This is a genomic window from Bradyrhizobium sp. 1200_D9_N1_1 (assembly GCF_052075915.1).
Taxonomy (GTDB): Bacteria; Pseudomonadota; Alphaproteobacteria; order Rhizobiales; family Xanthobacteraceae; genus Bradyrhizobium; species Bradyrhizobium diazoefficiens.
Genome location: NZ_CP197226.1, coordinates 9,079,044 through 9,095,899, shown reverse-complemented (window position 1 = coordinate 9,095,899; position 16,856 = coordinate 9,079,044). Strand labels below are relative to the sequence as shown.

Here is a 16,856-nt window from a genome sequence, read left to right as displayed (position 1 = left end):
CGCGCGGCACATTCGAAAGCGATTTTTGAAAAATCCCGTCACCGACCATCAGGTTCAGATACCGAAAGTCAGCTGCGGCTCCGGATCATCCCCGTCCTGGAGGGCAGACAGCGATACGCCCAACAGCCTGACGCGCTTGGGCAGCGGCATCTCGACTTCGAGCAGGCCGCAGGTCAGCCGCTCCAGATCGTCCCGGCCTGCAACCGGTGTTGGTGCGGACCTGCTGCGTGTGATGATCTCGAAGTCAGCAAATTTGATCTTCAAGGTGACGGTGCGGCCGCGATTGCCGGTCGCCTCGCAATGGCGCCAGACCTTGTCGACGAGAGGCTTGAGCGCGGCGACCAGCGCGTCGAATTCGTCGAGGTCGGCCTGGAACGTGGTCTCCGCGCCGATCGACTTGCGGATCCGGTTGGCCCGCACCGGACGTTCGTCGACACCGCGTGAGATCCAATAGTAATAGGCACCCGCCTTGCCGAAATTCGCGTTCATGAACTCCAGCGTCTGGTTACGCATGTCGCGACCGGTAAATATGCCGAGCGCGTTCATCTTCGCACTGGTCGCCGGGCCTATCCCGTGGAACTTGCCGACGGGCAGCGCCTCGACGAAGGCGGGTCCCATCTCCGGGGAGATCACGAACTGGCCGTTGGGCTTGCGATGATCGGAGGCGAGCTTGGCCAGAAACTTGTTGTAGGAGATGCCCGCCGAAGCGTTGAGCCCCGTCTCGGCCTTGATCTTCTCGCGGATCCGCAGCGCGACGTCCCGTGCCAGCGGAATGCCTTGCAGGTTTTCCGTCACGTCGAGATAGGCCTCGTCGAGCGACAACGGCTCGATGATCGGCGTGTGCTCGGCAAAGATCTCGCGGATCTGCCTGGAGATCGCCTTGTAGACCTCGAAGCGCGGCCTGACGAAGATCAGGTCGGGACATTGCCGCTTCGCCGTCACCGACGGCATGGCAGAGCGAACGCCGAACTTGCGGGCCTCGTAGCTGGCGGCCGCGACGACGCCGCGTTCGGCGGAGCCTCCGACCGCGACCGGCTTGCCGCGCAGCTCCGGATTGTCGCGCTGCTCCACGGACGCATAGAACGCATCCATGTCGATATGGATGATCTTGCGGACGGGCGAGGTTTCGCCCGTCACCGTGCCGGAATCGCTCATGGAGAGATGATACAATCGTGCAAGGAGAAGCGCGAGGCGATCGATGCTTTTCGCGCCTTACGCAGCCTGGGTCGCGTTGGCCGGCCTGCTCAATGCGGCCATCTGGCGTTTGAATTGAGGCGTTCAGTCTCGACCAGGTTCAAAGAACAGTCTCAGGCTTGTGAGTGGCAAGCAGGGGCACGCGATCTAATATGAGGGCGCGGAGGACAATCCATGCAATACAGCTCCGAGCTCATTCGCACGATGCGTCAAGCGCTGGAGACCGTGATGGCGAGCGTACCGGCCCATCAATCGGTCTTCGGTCTGAAAGCGGCTGTGGCCGAATGCATCCTGAAGGCCGCCGCACACGGCCAGACGTCCTACGACGGCCTGGTCGCGTCCGCCTCGGACCAGATCCAGACGATGATCTCGATGCTCAGCTAGGCGCTGGCGTGAAGACGGCGACAAGGCTGGCGCACCCGACACGATTCGAACGTGTGACCTTTGCCTTCGGAGGGCAAGGGTGATCAGATTGCGCTTGCTTACCTGAAATCCCTTGGAATTGATGACGCCTGGATATAGGCTAAATCAGCCTGATCTTGGGGGCTACGGTCGTTACCGCAGATTTCCCTCGCTTTCCGGCTCCTGCTTACCCGGTGCTTACCCGAGGGAAAATTGCCAAAGCTTACGAAACGCGCGGTCGATGCTGCGCAAACGATGGGAGCTGACGTCTTCCTCTGGGACGACGAACTGCCGGGCTTCGGGCTGCGTGTGAAAAAGAGCGGCGCCAAATCGTTCCTGGTGCAGTATCGCAACGCCAACGGCCGCAGCCGACGGTTAACCTTGGGCCGGTACGGTGTCCTGACCGCCGAAGAGGCTCGTAGAGACGCTAAGCTCGCTTTGGCGGATGTTGTCCGGGGGGCAGATCCCGTAGAGAGCAAGAAGCTCGCCCGCGGCGCCATGACGGTGGAGGAGCTTTGCAGGGAGTACTTGGAGAAGGCCGAACGCGGCCTGATCCTCACCCGGCGGGGCGAGACGAAGAGCAAGACGACCCTGTACAGTGACAAGGGGCGTATCGAGCGGCACATCATCAAGCTCGTCGGCAAGAAGACGGTGAAGGGCTTCACCTCCATAGACGCCAAGGGCCTTCAGCGCGACATTATCGCCGGCAAGTCCGCCGCCGACGTGAAGACCAAGACTCGAGGTCGCGCGATTGTGACGGGCGGGAAGGGGACCGCGGCTCGCACGATGGGTCTCCTCGGCGGGATATTCAGCTACGCGGTCGATGAAGGTTACCGATCGGACAACCCGATCAACGGCATCAGACGGCCGAAAGATCAAACCCGGGAATGGCGTCTGGACGACGTCGGTTATCGTCGTCTCGGGAAGTGTCTCACCGCGGCTGAGGCAAACGGCGAGCACTGGCAGCGCATCCTCGCGAGCCGCACGTCTGCGATGACGGGTTGCCGTCTGGACGAGGTGGAAAGCCTTCTGAAGACGGAAGTCGACCCAGTCGGGATGGCTCTTCGTCTGGGAGACAGTAAATCCGGAAAGAGCATTCGCCCAGTGGGGCCGGCCGTCATTGCAATCCTGAAGGTAGCGATGGCTAGGTCCAAGTCGAAGTATGTTTTTCCTGCCATCACAACCGAGGCGAAACACCACACAGGCTTGACGCGATGGCTTCAGAAGGTGTCGGGGAGGGACGTGCCTGGCATCACCAGCCATGGCTTGCGACATTCATTCAGTTCGACTGCTGACGATCTTGGCTATTCACTTCCAACCATCAAAGCCTTGGTAGGTCACTCTCGCGCAAGCGTGACCGAGGGCTACATTCACAAGATCGACTCTGCGTTGTTGGCTGCGGCGGACAAGATTGCGCGCCACATCGACGATGCCATGACGGGAAAGAAGTCGAGCAAGGTCGTCCAGTTGCGATCAGCCTCACCATCATCCGCGCGCGGCTAGGTTAACCCCTGCGGTCTGCAGAAGGCACGTCGAGTATGGCTCGCAAGAAATCAACCCCTGGAGTTGCCAAAACTGTACGGGACGTGGATCTATGCCTTCCGAGGGCCATACGAGACCGCGATTTGCAGGCTCTTTTTGAAGCATATGGTTTGACGTCCACTGAGCAGGATCAAGTGGCCGTCTTTCTGAAGACGCTTATCGATGAGTTTAAAAATGAAATGACTAGAATTCGCGGACAGCGGACGCGTGATGATGATCGCAAGCATCTAACGCGCGCGAAAGATTACCTATCGAAAGCGAAATATTACCTCGATGCTTGCGGCCTGATTGGCCGGACAATGACTCGTGACAGCATATCAGATTTAGGACAAATGCTGACTGCCGGGTGGATCAGCCACGCATCCCCGAAGTTTGGGCTTCCAAAGGAATCTTACAACATCGCCTCAAGGGGCCGAGAACTTCCTCGCGCCGAACGGGTTTATATTGAGGAGCATACTCTTCAGCATCGTCGCTTATTTGCTCGCAGCGAGAACATATCTCTTGTCTCTGCTGTGTTACGCGAGATTCAGTCTTCACTTGATGAGGCGCTTCGGCGAGGCACAAATCGCGGTGGCAGACGCGAAGCGGTTTTTCGATACTATTTTGTGTTGAACCTTGCCGAGGTGTGGAAGCAGATTGGGCGGGTCCTTCGGACTGCAGGAGATTTTCAGTTTCCGCAATTTTGCGAAGACGTTCTGGGTTACATCGGCTGGCCGACATCTGGGCTAAGAGCGATTGTTCGTAAGGCAGTCGCACATTCTATGTCGCGTCCGTAACCGATTGAAATTTGCGCACGGGTTACCGACCGGTCCTTCAAGATAGTGATTTATGTTTCCTCGCATAGACGGAGATTGTTCCGTGAAGATGCGAGGTGCAGATGGATACCGTCCTCAAGGGTTCGGCTAGACTGGGCCGTCTGCTAAGACGGACGGATGCGGCCAAGTATGTAAACGACACCTATGGAATCCCCTGTTCGCCAAAAACACTGGCAAAAATTGCTTGTGTAAGCTCGGAAGGGCCGCCCTTTCGGCTTGCAGGTCGCACGCCGTTGTATCCAACGTCTGGCCTCGACGAATGGGCGCAGGGCAAGATCGGGCCGTTAGTTCGGTCAACGTCTGAGGTCCACCGCCCGTCATCTCGCAAGGCCCGCGAGTGATGACCGAGGTCGTCATCATCGTTTCGCCGGCCTTCGATCGTCGCGGTAAGCGCCGTCATGACCGATTCGACGCCCGCGTCGAGGATACCGACGAGGTGATATGCCTGGGCACGCGACAACCTGTGTTGGATGGCAGCCGAGTTCTTCTCGACAAAGGGCATAGCCCTTCCACCGTAATCCGCATGGCGTACGCACATGCGCCAGCAGTGATTACCGGTTGGGCAATCATCGGCGAGGCCGCTCAGTATGACGTGATGGGGGAGAAGTTTGTCCGGCGAAAGACCACTGCAGGGTCTATGCCGAGCGCGCCCATCCAAATCGACGTATCGGCTGGGCCGAGAGAGCCTTCGGCAAAATGGCGGCCGCACGGGCTCGGCAGGACGAGTCGGCTCGATTTACGGCCGCATCGCCGATCACCTCGCCACCGACAGCACTGCTTGTCCCCGTCACCGTCATAGAAAGAAAATGAAAATGCCGACGTGAGAGGAAGCTCACGCCGGCGAAATGTCGTCCCTCAACCGCAAAGCAGAGACACAACAATGCGGAAGATACCGCGCAATCGGATACCGCGCAATCGGGTACAAAGTCAGTCCTCTTTCGATCTGACTCCTCTCGGCCAATATGCAGCCAATCGCGACGCCGCCGTCCTAACGCCGGGCGGGCGATATGTTCAGCGCCGCAGCTATGGCTTGCCAGCGAACCTCGCGAATTTATATGCCGCCATAAACGGCCTCGGCGAGGTGTGATGACCCGATCGATTTGTATACCGAGGCGGCAGAATGACAAACCGGCGTGACTACCATCAGCGCACCCGAAAAGACGTGCGAGCACGCGGGCGCTTTGTCAGTCTTACGGAACATATGCTCGGTTCGGCGGCGTGGCAGGCGCTCGACGGCAACTGCAGAGCGCTCTACGTTGAGCTGGCGAGGCGTTACAGGGGCCCGAACTCTAACAATGGTAAGATCCCCTACAGCGTTAGAGAAGCCGCCAAGGCGCTTAACGTCGGACGTAGTACGGCCCAGCGCTGCTTTCAGTGCCTAGTTGCCCATGGCTTCATTAGGATAAGCAAGAGAAGCGGTTTCAGCATGAAGGGCCGCGTTTCAACTGAATGGCTACTGACAGAGTTTCCGGATGACACTCAAACCACGCTTATGACAGCGAGCAAGGATTTCATGAGATGGAGACCCGATAATTCATTTCACAGTCCCATGTCAGACACTAACAGTCCCATGCCAGGGCCATGAATGGCCCTCAGGCGGGACCGTGTTGCGTAGGCGTCACTTTTATGGTGCTCAGACGGGACTGTGATGCTGCATTCATCACTTTCACAGTCCCACCACAAGGACACTACTCAATTTACCATGTGGTGTGTCTTGTTTAAGCTGGGCTGGATCAACGATGGCCACACCGATTCCGATGCTGCCGACCGCACGCGCCATCACCGCCAATGTCACCAGAATGGGCTTCGCCGCCGACCTTATCCTTGATTGCGGTCGCATGGCAGCCGCCGCGAGCGGGTTTGCTCTTCAGAGGTGCAGAACAACCGGCGCCTTTTGCGAGCCGTAGTATCTTCGGATCATTGGAGCTACAAACGCGCCCGGGCGCTGATCATGCGCAAGATGGCTGCCACGACGATACCTTCTCCTATGACATGCTCGCCGAGCTAGGACACGGCTACAATCCCCATCTTGATCGTCTACGCGCTGATCGTGCGTCTTACTCGCCGACGCACCCGATGACGCCGACGCCTATGATCTGGTGCTCACCCCCGCTGGATGAGTTGCGGAGCATCGACCTCGAAAGTCATACTGAAGTTCAAGGAGCGACCGACCGGTTGATGGCGGAGGAAGTGTGTCGGGCAACGTCCCTCGATGCCGCCGCTATGTTTCCCCGCTCTGGCAGTATTTTACCGGAATTGAGGGTGGGCAATACCTGTGTTGATTGAGCGTCAACCGAACATTTGAGGGCTCGGCACGAGCCGTCGCTCGATCATTGAACAACCCTCTAGACTCACCACTCTTGTAAGTTGTAAGCAGGGCATGTTTCAAGATTGTTGGATTGGGGGATAAAAGTGGCTGAAAAATCCAAAATACTGCTCTCGCTTGGCGCAGCGCTTGCGTCACTTACCGGTCTCTCGGTGCAGGGCGCGGAAGCGAAGCCGGCGGTCCTCAATGACGAGGTAACGCCAGTGAAGCAAGATTTGCATGCGAAGCCAGCGCCGAACGCTCACTTTCAGGTGGGCGAGGATCTTCTCGGGTTTGTCATGACGAAACAAGCTGACGGGACGATTGTCGCGGGCCACTCATCGCACGCATCGCACGCATCCCATTCGTCACATGCCTCTAGCCGCTAGGGATCTTGCGGCGACTCCGGTCGAAGTAGCTGTCGATTTCGATTCAAGCGTCCAAAGCCTCGGGGCTTTGGACGCGGCGATCTATCGTCTGATCGGAACGGCGACTTGCCGGGTTGAGCGGGTCGGCGAACGCTATGTCTGCCGCCTTGCTCCCACCGCTAATCCGCAAAAAGGCGCGCCATTAAGTCCGGACGACCTGAAGGAACGGTTCCTAAACCTGGTCGCCGACGAGAATTTGCGGACTCGCGTGGCTGAGAAGACCGATGGCATCCGGAACGTCATTCTTGCACTTGCCTTCGGGTCGTTGGCCGCTACCCAAAATGATGCGGGATAAAGTCCAGCCGGAGCACCATGGCACGTTTCTTACCTCCTGACGCCTTCAGCGCGGCGACAGAAGATCTTTCGTTGCTGCCATTCAATCTTGAGCGCATCGGAACACGCCAGTATCTCGTCGCCAACATAGTCGGCGATTTCATTCGCCTGACTGAAGATGAGCTGAACAGGCTAGTCGACCTTCGGATACGACCCGGCGACGGCCTCTACGAAAAGGCCTACGCGGCTCATCTGGTCACCAGGACCAACCAGAAAGCGCAACGGCAGCTTTTAGCGGCTCGGTTGAGAAGCCGGATGTCGTTCCTGCAACACGTAACCCCGCTGCATATTTTTGTCGTAACGCTACGGTGCGAACACTCTTGCCCGTACTGCCAGGTCTCGCGCCAAAGCACCGACCGCTCGCGCTTCGACATGAGCGAAGAAACCGCGATGCGTGCACTCGACATAGCGTTCGCCAGCCCAACGACACGGATCAAGATTGAGTTTCAGGGTGGAGAACCGCTTCTCAATTTTCCGCTGATCAGAAAGATTGTTGCCGCTGCGCAGCAACAGTCCGGCAAGAAGCTCGACTTCGTCATCGCCTCAAACTTGGCCTTGTTGGACGACACCGTTCTCGATTTCTGCAAAGAGAACAACGTACTGCTCTCAACCTCCCTCGACGGTCCAGCCGATCTGCACAACAAGAACCGTCCCCGACCCGGTGCAAACAGTTATGAACTAGCTGTTGCTGGAATCCGACAAGCCAAGGAGATTCTAGGTCCCGACAGGATCGGGGCCTTGATGACTACCACGGAGGCGAGCCTCGACCGCGTCGATGAGATCATCGACGAATATCTCCTATTGGGGCTGGATGGCATCTTCCTGCGCCCGCTTTCTCCGTTCGGATTTGCGATCAAAACGAAGCAGTTCGCCAAGTACGACGCGCAGAAGTGGCTTGCGTTCTACGAGCGGGGATTGCGCCGAGTTCTGGAGATTAACCGACAAGGTACCCCGTTCCGGGAGTTTTATGCGGCATTGCTTCTCACACGGATGCTCTCGGATCGCCCGATTGGTTACGTAGATTTGCGTAGCCCGGCCGGCGCTGGCCTTGGCGCGCTGGTCTACAACTATGACGGCAGTGTTTTCGCTTCGGATGAAGGCAGGATGCTTGCCGAGACGGGTGACGACGCTTTCCGGCTCGGTCACGTCGAACACGACAGCTACAATTCTCTCATCCTGTCGGACAAGCTAATTGGCGCGATTTCGTCGTCACTGACCCAGTGCGCGCCCGAATGTTCAACTTGCGTGTATGAAAGCCACTGCGGTGCGGATCCTGTCTATCATCACGCCACGCAGGGTGATGCGTTGGGAATTAAGCCTCTGTCGGCGTTTTGCGCCCGGCAAAAAGGCATCATGAGCCTGTTGTTAGATATTCTGGAGAACTCTCCGGAAGATGCTGCCATATTGCGACGGTGGGCCGCCGCATGACCCTTCTTCTCTATGGCGCAGCCTACCAGAGCGTTGGATTTTCCTCTGACACGGCGCGATCGGTCCTTAGGCTCCGGTCGGTCGACAGTGCCGCCGAACGTCATGTGGCGGATTTTGCGCTCGCCAGAACGCCAGACGAAATCCGGCGCGCGATAGAAGCCAATTGGCTGTCCATCTTTGTCGTCTCCGACGGTGCGATCGACCTACCCGGCACGTTCAATGGCCGGTTACTCGCGGTGCCGCCAAAATATGACTATCTCGCGGATGGCGACGTCATCGGCTTCGACCATGCATCGCGGAAATTCCGTACGTTGTATCGTCGGAATTCCGCGCACAACTCGTTTTTGGTTACGGAGCGGTGCAACAATTACTGCCTGATGTGCTCGCAGCCGCCGAAAGATGTCGATGACCGGTGGATTCTCGACGAAATCAAAGAAAGCTTGCCTCTTGTTTACCCAGCAACCCGTGCCCTGACATTCACTGGAGGAGAGACGCTGTCGGATTGGCAGAACTTCATTGCTGTCCTGAAAGAATGCCGCGACCGGCTCCCGGCGACCGCCATCCAAGTGCTCACGAACGGCCGCGCATTCGCGAACTCGCAAATCGTGGACGCGTGGAGGGAGATTAGCCATCCGAATCTGATGGCGGCCATCCCGGTCTATGCGTCGGTCGATCATATCCACGATCACGTCGTGCAAGCCAAGGGCGCATTTGATGAAACGATTCTTGGCATTCTGAAACTTAAAGATCGACGTCAACGGGTCGAAATTCGGATAGTGCTTCACGCATTGACGGTGCCGATGATCTCCGAGACATGCCGCTGGATTGCTCGCAATCTCCCGTTTGTTGATCATGTAGCGTTAATGGGGTTGGAGAACACAGGGTTTGCTATCGCAAATGATGACCTACTCTGGGTCGACCCAATGGATTATCGGGATAGCTTGGCGGACGGCGTGGACTTTCTCAATGCCGCAGGCGTCAAGGTGTCGGTTTACAATTTGCCACGCTGCGTGCTCAGGCGGTCGGTATGGCCTTACGCTGTTCAATCGATATCTGATTGGAAGAATGGCTATGTTGAGCAATGTAATCTTTGCACGGAGAAGCCTCGCTGCAGCGGATTCTTCACCTCAGGCCGTCCTCGGCACAGTCGCGGGATTGTCGCGATACATTGAGCGATTTCCAATGAGATTCTTATCTCTTTTGCTTCTTTCTCAAATCTTCATTGCCTTCGAGATCGTGCCATCGCGCGCAGAAGAGACGAGCAGATTTCGGTGCGCGAACCGGGACACATCTAACTCGAAGGTTTATCGTATTATCCAATACGTTGGGAGCGATCAAAAGTTTGGGGCAAGTTGGGGAGAAGAATTTAGAGAAGGGCAATATGCATCTTGCGGCTTCACCGACGGCCGCAAATTTCTGCTGACCGACATGAATTTGTACGTCGATAGATCGGGCGTAGCCGATAAAAGTGTCATGGTCTACCGAGGCACGGGAAACCATTGCTCAGAAGGAAAATTGCTGATCTTCAACGACCGCACAAACGCGGTCATGGTTTTGAAGGTTCATGATTTTAGTGCAGAAAAGTACCAATGTTCAAACCGGTAGCCAAGGCTCATCAAAACCCATTCCGTGGCAGAAGCTATGGTGGCATGGATGCTCGTTTAGGCTCGCTCTTCAAGATTTAGTGCGAGTGATAGCGTAACCGAATCTCCGACGCGGGGAAGAATAGGTACAGACAAGATCTTCAAATTGCTCTTGGCTCACGATTTGACGTAACCTAGCGTCAGAGTTCGTAACGAAGCATTTTCCGCCAGCTGATGCCGATATTCGTATGCCAGACATGAGACTGATCAGAGGGCCCGTAGCGGCGGTAACGCCGCGGCCGCCGGGATGGCCTTCCAAGCCCGCGGCAGGGAGGAAATGGAGCCGAAGGGGTGGGGCTGAGAATGAGATTGCTTCGCGGCACGGCCGGCGAACGGCAACGCCCGGTTAAACGCGGGGATTACGATTTCCAGCGGTTCTAGCAATCGAATGACGTGACTGCGGGAAGTGGGGGTATTGAAGCCTTGCCTGGTAAACCCGATCTGGACCCAGCTCTTATGGAACCCAAGCCCACAAAGCTTGTGGCGCCATCGAAATTTTCGGCCTGCTTGAATGCTCTGGGGACTTATAGCACCGAGCAATTCGTATTGCGTCTCAGTCCACGGAATCATCGACTGATCGACGAAATAACAAATGGTATCTACCCGCTTAGTGAGCTTTCTTTCGATACGATCCAAGCGTTTTCGACGTATCTTCACGAAACCGTTCACTGGTGGCAGCATGTGGGTTCGACATGTGGTCTCGTGCTTAGCTTGCAGTACCCTGCACAGGCGCACCAGAATTCGACCCAGCTTGAGCGAGCCATTGAGCATGTAGGCTTGAAAAAATCTCTAAAAAAATGGGCGGAGGATGCTGCGCGACGGGGAATGACCGTGGCTGAGCCCGGTCTTCGCGCTGCTAACATCGCAGTCAACAACGCGCTCGACGCTGAATTCTATAAGATTGTTACCATCATCCCAGAAACCGTTTCTGAATTGTTGGACGACCCCTATTTTGAAACGGTCGGCCATTGCTATTGGATGGCGTATGGCCATGCAGTCGGTCTTCTGTCATCGACGGTAGATCGAAAATGGAAGCATCTGCCAGATGCCCGCGAATGGGACGACCGATTTCGTGAATTGCGGGAAGCGAAAGTCGAAGGTTGGGCACGAAACGAGCCATTCAGGATTTCGCCGCTAGGACTGCATGCTCTTTTTGAGGGTCAGGCGCGAATGATCCAATTGCAGTATTTGACCGTTGGCCTGTCCAATCCGCCGACGCTTGAGGAGTTGCGGAAGTGGGGCTACTTTGAAAAGGAGTATGGGCAAGCATTCAACGCGTTTCTAACCATTCTCGCCGCGCCGTGGCCAAAACTGGTTGGCGATCCGCTCGTCGCACTTTTTCTGCTCATCATCGACGTTGCTATAAATCCAACGGCCGGATTCCCGCTTCAGATTGAAAGCTACGAGAACTTCATTTTCGATGTCGACCCCGGGATACGCTTCATCCGACTGAGCCAGGCAGCAAGAAGCCGGCCGGAACTCTTCACTAAAATCATTGATTATTCCCGTGAGGAATACATGGAGGTAGCTACCGTACTGACGGAGGCGTGCGAATACGACCACCCTGCAATCGGCTTGCAAGCAGTTATCGCTTGGGCCACAGATGCACCCGGCGTCAAGAAAATCCTGCAGGAAATGGATACGTTCAGATTCGAACCCGAAAATATTGTTGTCCGTGTACTGTTCTCTCACTTCGTCAAGTTTTGCCAGGATAGGCTGGCGAGACCGGAGTTCTTTTGCTGGCCCGGCGCATGGATGACCGGGGAGCGCGCCGATGAGAAAACCCAACGGTTATTTCTTCAACATCTTTCTCTCTTCACCGACAGGGAGGACGACGATGGAATATTCCCGAGGATGATACCGGGTAAGGAGGAGGAAGCGCTCGTCGAAACGCTGAGTACGTTCTTTGCGAACGTCGTCATCTACGATATTACACGACAATGGATCTTAGAGGACGGTCCTTTTCGATATGACTATCGTTGGCTTTCGCAAAAGCATCCAGTCCAAGAAATGAGTAACTTTGCCAAGGCTGGATTTCAGAAACTGTACGGCGCGAACCCAGACGACTTCGATATCTTAGCGAGCTAGGGTGCGAGGCTTGGTCTCACGGACCAACATCCGCAACACGTCCTCGTCGCACTGGCGCGGCTGGCTGAAGCCGGGAATTCGAAGGTCTTTATCCCAGCGATCCGGCAATCCTCCGCTACATAGCGGACACCGCCATAGGTCCGTAAGTGCGTCCGGCGGCGGCGCTGTCCACCAACGTGAGCGGATCGGCGGTTAGCACGCGCGAGCCTGAGTCGGGGAACGAGAAGGGTTTTTCGAGCCAAAGCTATGCCCAGAATGCGAAGCATCCGGCGATCTCAGCGCCGGCAGCCGCTCAATAGGAAAGCTGTGCCAGCAAACCGCCAGTTGACTGCCGGTTCTCCTTCGATGACCGGGCACTGATAGATCCGCATGGCTTCGTGGTGATTGTAGTTGGTCTGCTGCACCGCGCTCTTAGCGTAGGTGAGCTCGCAGTTGATGGCGTGGCCGAGTCCCCAGATCACGCCACCCTGCACCTGGTTCTCGAAATTGACGGGATCGACGACCTTGCCGACGTCGACCGCGACCCAGACCTTGTCGATCCTGATTTGCGCAGACTGCGATGAAGCGCTGAAGATCAACGCATTGGTGATGTCGCCCGGCCTTCTGTGGCCGAACCGTCCGCTTTATGCCGGATTGCGGTATAGTTTCCTCCCAACAAAAAATGAGAGGAAACCATGGCAAGTGCAATGACCTTTCCCCACAAGCAAACCCTCAACCGTCGCAACATCGTCAAAGGTGCTGCGGCGCTGGCCGCGACGGCGGTGAGCCTCAAAGCGGCCTCTGCGGCGACCGTGACGCCGTTGGGCCAAACGGGCGCTCCGACAACGGCGAGCGAGCCGTTGCCCTTGGGGCCGCTGCCCGGCGGCCGCTATCCGGACTCCCATCTGGAATCTGCCAAGAAGGGGCCACCATCGTTCGGGCCCCCCGATTTCCCAGCCTTCGCCGGCACTATGGCGGTTGAGCGCGTCGCAACCGGGTTCCGCTGGGCCGAGGGCCCGGTCTACTTCGCGGCCGGGCGCTACGTGTTGTTCAGCGACATTCCCAACAACCGCATCATGCGCTTCTGCGAGGACGACGGTCACCTCAGCGTCTATCGCCAGCCTTCGATGAACTCGAACGGCAACACCATTGATCGGGAAGGACGCCTGATCACCTGCGAGCATAGCGGCCGACGGGTCACACGAACCGAACTGGACGGATCGATCACGATTATCGCCGATAAATATAACGGCAAGAGGCTGAACTCGCCGAACGACGCGGTTGTCACGTCCGATGGCGCGATCTGGTTCACCGATCCCGTCTACGGCATCGGTGGCTATTATGAGGGTATCAAGGCCGAGCCCGAGCAAGAAAAGCACAACGTCTATCGTGTTGATCCCAAGTCGGGGGACGTCAAGGTCATCGTCGATGACTTCGTGGAGCCCAACGGCATTGCACTCTCGCCCGACGAGAAGAAGCTGTATGTGATCGATACCGGCTTCACGGATGGGCCGAACAACCCATCGCATATCCGCGCGTTTGACCTCGATGTCGCTGCCGGGAAGGCGTCGAACAGCAAGGTCTTTGCGGACATGCCCAAGACCAGCATTACCGACGGGGTACGCACTGACACCGAGGGGCGTGTTTGGTGCTCAGTGGGTTGGGGCGATCCGAATGAGGACGGCGTGCGTTGCTATACTCCCGCCGGCGAACTGCTCGGCAAGATCCACATACCCGAAACTGTCGCCAATCTGTGCTTCGGCGGTCAGCAACGAAACCGGCTTTACATCTGCGGCTCGACGTCGCTCTATGCCGTCTACACCAGTGTGCAGGGCTCTATGAAGCCGTGAGGCCAGCGATAACCCGATCAATCTTAGAAAGAGAGCCGCCCCTGGGCGGCTCTTAGGTTTTGCGTAGGTCTTGCGCTGATCAGATCCCAGGCATGTTCGAGAGGCATTAACTGCAATGACCGCGAATTAGGAATACGAGACTGGATGATTTTTGTCGCCTCTGGCTTGACGCCGCAACTAGAGCACAAAATAGCCAGTACGGGTGGTATTCTCTTCTAGGCCGCTTTACTGACTATGTCCGGTCTTGGCCCTCAGCGACCGAAATCCATGTCCGCTCGCACGTCAGCATTCAGGGCAAGAGCGGACTCCCTTTCCGCTAAGGGCGCACAGAGTGTTGTGCGCTGCACTAGCTGGGGAAAGCCCTTCGAAATATTCCGGACGGCACCGACGTTTGAAGTTAACTTCAACAATCGAGACGGCCGGTTGCGGCCTTCGGGTAATGGGGGAAAGGTCTTGGCATTAGCCGATTTGTCCGCGGCAGCTGTTCTCGCAGCGCTCGGCGAGTTCGACGAACTCGGCCGGGAAGCATTTTTGAAGAAGTACGGTTTCGGGAAGTCGCGGGGATATTTCCTCGAACACAACGGCAAGCGATACGACAGCAAGGCCATTGCCGGCGCTGCTCATGGGAAGTTGGGTCAACGCTTCGAGGCTCTTGCCTCCGCTGATTTCTCAGGGGGAGATAAGACGGTCGCCAAACGGTTCCGCGAGCTAAATTTCGTCGTCACCGAACCCTCGGATGTACAGCCCATCGGTATCCCATTCGAAGTTGGTAACCTCTATCACCGTCAGCGCGACATCCATCAGATTTTCGGTGGACAGGAGCGGGGCGGCATCGCAACGCCGGCCGACTGTCCGTTCGTTTTCCTGTTCACCGGCGAGTCCGGGGAGCAGTTTGGCTATTCCGATGGTTGGCGATCGGACGGGATCTTTGCCTACACGGGCGAAGGTCAAAAAGGTGACATGACGTTCGTTCGTGGTAACCGCGCCATCAGGGATCATCTGGCCGATGGTCGGGACCTCCTGCTCTTTGAGGCGACAAAAACTAAGGGCATTTACCGGTTTGTGGGGTGTTTTGCGTTTGCCGGATGGGAGACCATCCAAGCACCTGACGGTTATGGCCAGCTCCGAAGCGCAATTGTCTTCGAGCTTGTTCCCGTCGCCGACGCTGATTCCGTGCCAGCCGCCGAGAAGGACGAGGTTGATCTCAAGACCAAATCTCTGGCTGAACTCCGCGCGTTGGCTCTTGCTGCAGCAACGATCCCAAAATCGCCATCGAAGGAATCGCAGCGAACTTACTACGTCCGCAGCGCGAAAGTGAAAGCGTACGTTCTCAAGCGCGCCAACGGTCATTGCGAAGCTTGCAGGAAACCAGCGCCATTCCTTCGGAAGGATGGCAGTCCGTATCTGGAGCCGCACCACATTAGGAGGGTGGCGGACGGTGGGCCGGATCATCCCAAGTCGGTTGGGGCGATCTGTCCAACCTGCCATCGACTTATTCATCACGGAGAAGGCGGTTCGAAGCTAAACGTCGAATTGGAGCAGCACGTCTTGAAGATTGAGCAATCCCAAGATTTGGGCGAGGCTCCAGAGTAGCGCGACCAAGAGGCAGCACAGCGCTGGTCTTTGATTTTGGAGATATCGGAAATCGTGACCAGTGGACATGACCGCTTCTGATGCTGTGGCCGGCTCCTCCAACCGGCACGCGAGCGCGTCGATAGGGGACGTGCTGATAGCCAATTCGGTTGTCCGCTTTCGGACGTTAGAACGGAAAAACCCGCGACACGTCACTACGTCGGCTGTTGTCTCGAACATGGATCGGATAATTTCGTGATAAGCATGGATAAGGATAGCGAGACGCCCGATGCCCAAACTATCGAAACCGAAGCACGAAATTATCGCCAACGCCCTTGCGTCAGGGAAGAGCCAAGCGGAGGCCTACCGGGCGGCCGGTTACGTCTATAAACCAGCGAATGCGAGTAGGCTCTGTAGGAATCCGTCCATCGAAGCACGAGTTCGAGAGATCATAAGCGAGCGCGCCAACAGCGAGGCCGAGGCACGAGAAATCGGAATAGCGCGAGCCGCTCTTACGGAAGAGTGGATCATTCTCCGACTGAAGCATGTTATTGATTTGTCGATCCGCGGGCTCCCGGTATACGACCGGCATGGCGGCGCGATAGGAATCTTCAAGCCCGATCTGGATGCTGCCATAAGCGGGTTGAAGCTGGCCGCGAAGATTGCGGGACTTCTTGTTCACAGACATGAGATTGACCAGCCTGGAGTATTCGCGCGAATGACGGATGCAGAGCTGAACCAAGCGTTGTCCGAACAGTTCAAAGCGCTCGGTCTGTCCGAGCGTTCATTGGTGGAGATTCGGGCATCTGTTTTTGCTGAATGATCGGCAGCATCTAAAGGCGTGCGGCGGTTCAGGTTGGAGCGTGACGCACGTCCGTCGCCGACCATTGAAAGCGGAAGGGGGCTGGGCGACGGACCTGCGACATATGGCAGCCCCATAGAGCGTCCTGTGGTGGTGCCCTCTAGTGCAGCCGGCCGCATTGGAAATGAGCGACGGGCGAGGCTCCCAAAGGCCATAGAACCGGGATCGGGTCGCTAGCAAAAGAATCGGGAGACCGCGCCCAGACCTTAGCCATTAAACCCAGCGAACATTCAACAGATCGTGTTGGAAACAAATACACAGCACATCAAATGATAGGCCATGCGAAATCGAACGACGCCTAGTCAACGCAGGAAAAACCTAAGGTGCGGAGCTGTTTGTTACCCGTGAGAAAAAGCCGTAGCGAGCGAATAGGGCTTGGAGAAAGCTGCTTGTTACCGTGAGAAAAATCACCCAC

General features: G+C 56.8%; 14 protein-coding genes and 1 pseudogene. 13 read left to right on the top strand and 2 right to left on the bottom strand.

The window, feature by feature from the left end:
• Positions 1-54: 54 nt before the first annotated feature.
• Positions 55-1,155 (bottom strand): DNA polymerase IV, encoded by a 1,101-nt coding sequence (dinB, locus tag AB5K84_RS42925; protein ID WP_011083683.1) that lies wholly within the window; start codon positions 1,153-1,155, stop codon positions 55-57.
• Between the two features lie 37 nt (positions 1,156-1,192).
• Here dinB and AB5K84_RS42920 point away from each other — a divergent pair.
• The 10 genes and pseudogenes from AB5K84_RS42920 to AB5K84_RS42875 all read left to right on the top strand — a co-directional run.
• Positions 1,193-1,273, top strand: a pseudogene (locus tag AB5K84_RS42920) (tryptophan-rich sensory protein); the annotation flags it as partial.
• A 95-nt stretch (positions 1,274-1,368) separates the two neighbouring features.
• Positions 1,369-1,578, top strand: coding sequence for a hypothetical protein (locus AB5K84_RS42915; RefSeq protein WP_011083684.1), 210 nt, complete (start codon positions 1,369-1,371; stop codon positions 1,576-1,578).
• A 231-nt stretch (positions 1,579-1,809) separates the two neighbouring features.
• Positions 1,810-3,099 carry a tyrosine-type recombinase/integrase gene (locus tag AB5K84_RS42910; protein ID WP_441232778.1) on the top strand — a complete coding sequence of 430 codons (1,290 nt, stop codon included), beginning with the start codon at positions 1,810-1,812 and terminating at the stop codon, positions 3,097-3,099.
• A gap of 122 nt (positions 3,100-3,221) precedes the next feature.
• Positions 3,222-3,914, top strand: a complete 693-nt coding sequence (locus AB5K84_RS42905) for a hypothetical protein (protein WP_441232777.1) — start codon at positions 3,222-3,224, stop codon at positions 3,912-3,914.
• Between the two features lie 2,451 nt (positions 3,915-6,365).
• Positions 6,366-6,647, top strand: a complete 282-nt coding sequence (gene hxsA2 / locus AB5K84_RS42900; RefSeq protein WP_441232776.1) for a His-Xaa-Ser repeat protein HxsA2 — start codon at positions 6,366-6,368, stop codon at positions 6,645-6,647.
• Positions 6,648-6,714: 67 nt separating this feature from the next.
• Positions 6,715-6,981, top strand: a complete 267-nt coding sequence (locus AB5K84_RS42895; RefSeq protein ID WP_441232775.1) for a hypothetical protein — start codon at positions 6,715-6,717, stop codon at positions 6,979-6,981.
• 17 nt (positions 6,982-6,998) lie between these two features.
• Entirely contained in the window at positions 6,999-8,447 is a 1,449-nt protein-coding gene (gene hxsB, locus AB5K84_RS42890) for a His-Xaa-Ser system radical SAM maturase HxsB (RefSeq protein ID WP_441232774.1), read from the top strand.
• Complete coding sequence (gene hxsC, locus AB5K84_RS42885; protein ID WP_441232773.1) at positions 8,444-9,619, top strand: His-Xaa-Ser system radical SAM maturase HxsC; 1,176 nt, start codon at positions 8,444-8,446, stop codon at positions 9,617-9,619. The genes hxsB and hxsC overlap by 4 nt, the downstream gene beginning before the upstream one ends.
• Positions 9,620-9,629: 10 nt before the next feature.
• Positions 9,630-10,052 carry a hypothetical protein gene (locus AB5K84_RS42880; protein WP_441232772.1) on the top strand — a complete coding sequence of 141 codons (423 nt, stop codon included), beginning with the start codon at positions 9,630-9,632 and terminating at the stop codon, positions 10,050-10,052.
• Between the two features lie 431 nt (positions 10,053-10,483).
• Positions 10,484-12,178, top strand: a complete 1,695-nt coding sequence (locus tag AB5K84_RS42875) for a hypothetical protein (protein WP_441232771.1) — start codon at positions 10,484-10,486, stop codon at positions 12,176-12,178.
• A gap of 275 nt (positions 12,179-12,453) precedes the next feature.
• Here AB5K84_RS42875 and AB5K84_RS42870 read toward each other — a convergent pair whose 3' ends face one another.
• Positions 12,454-12,756, bottom strand: coding sequence for a molybdopterin cofactor-binding domain-containing protein (locus AB5K84_RS42870; protein ID WP_441232770.1), 303 nt, complete (start codon positions 12,754-12,756; stop codon positions 12,454-12,456).
• A gap of 96 nt (positions 12,757-12,852) precedes the next feature.
• Here AB5K84_RS42870 and AB5K84_RS42865 point away from each other — a divergent pair, with 96 nt between their 5' ends.
• The 3 genes from AB5K84_RS42865 to AB5K84_RS42855 all read left to right on the top strand — a co-directional run bounded on the left by AB5K84_RS42865 (position 12,853) and on the right by AB5K84_RS42855 (position 16,402).
• The gene (locus tag AB5K84_RS42865) at positions 12,853-14,007 is read left to right on the top strand and encodes an SMP-30/gluconolactonase/LRE family protein (protein ID WP_441232769.1); all 1,155 of its coding nucleotides are present in this window, start codon (positions 12,853-12,855) and stop codon (positions 14,005-14,007) included.
• A gap of 453 nt (positions 14,008-14,460) precedes the next feature.
• Complete coding sequence (locus AB5K84_RS42860) at positions 14,461-15,600, top strand: HNH endonuclease (RefSeq protein WP_441232768.1); 1,140 nt, start codon at positions 14,461-14,463, stop codon at positions 15,598-15,600.
• A gap of 268 nt (positions 15,601-15,868) precedes the next feature.
• Positions 15,869-16,402: a hypothetical protein gene (locus AB5K84_RS42855; protein ID WP_441232767.1), complete on the top strand. Its 534-nt coding sequence runs from the start codon at positions 15,869-15,871 to the stop codon at positions 16,400-16,402.
• Positions 16,403-16,856 lie beyond the last annotated feature (454 nt).

Bases quoted from the DNA above. Each gene is read 5' to 3' on its own strand.
- hxsC (WP_441232773.1), top strand. From the start codon at position 8,444: ATGACCCTTCTTCTCTATGGCGCAGCCTACCAGAGCGTTGGATTTTCC.
- AB5K84_RS42865 (WP_441232769.1), top strand. From the start codon at position 12,853: ATGGCAAGTGCAATGACCTTTCCCCACAAGCAAACCCTCAACCGTCGC.
- AB5K84_RS42915 (WP_011083684.1), top strand. From the start codon at position 1,369: ATGCAATACAGCTCCGAGCTCATTCGCACGATGCGTCAAGCGCTGGAG.
- AB5K84_RS42880 (WP_441232772.1), top strand. From the start codon at position 9,630: ATGAGATTCTTATCTCTTTTGCTTCTTTCTCAAATCTTCATTGCCTTC.
- dinB (WP_011083683.1), bottom strand. From the start codon at position 1,155: ATGAGCGATTCCGGCACGGTGACGGGCGAAACCTCGCCCGTCCGCAAG.
- hxsB (WP_441232774.1), top strand. From the start codon at position 6,999: ATGGCACGTTTCTTACCTCCTGACGCCTTCAGCGCGGCGACAGAAGAT.
- AB5K84_RS42855 (WP_441232767.1), top strand. From the start codon at position 15,869: ATGCCCAAACTATCGAAACCGAAGCACGAAATTATCGCCAACGCCCTT.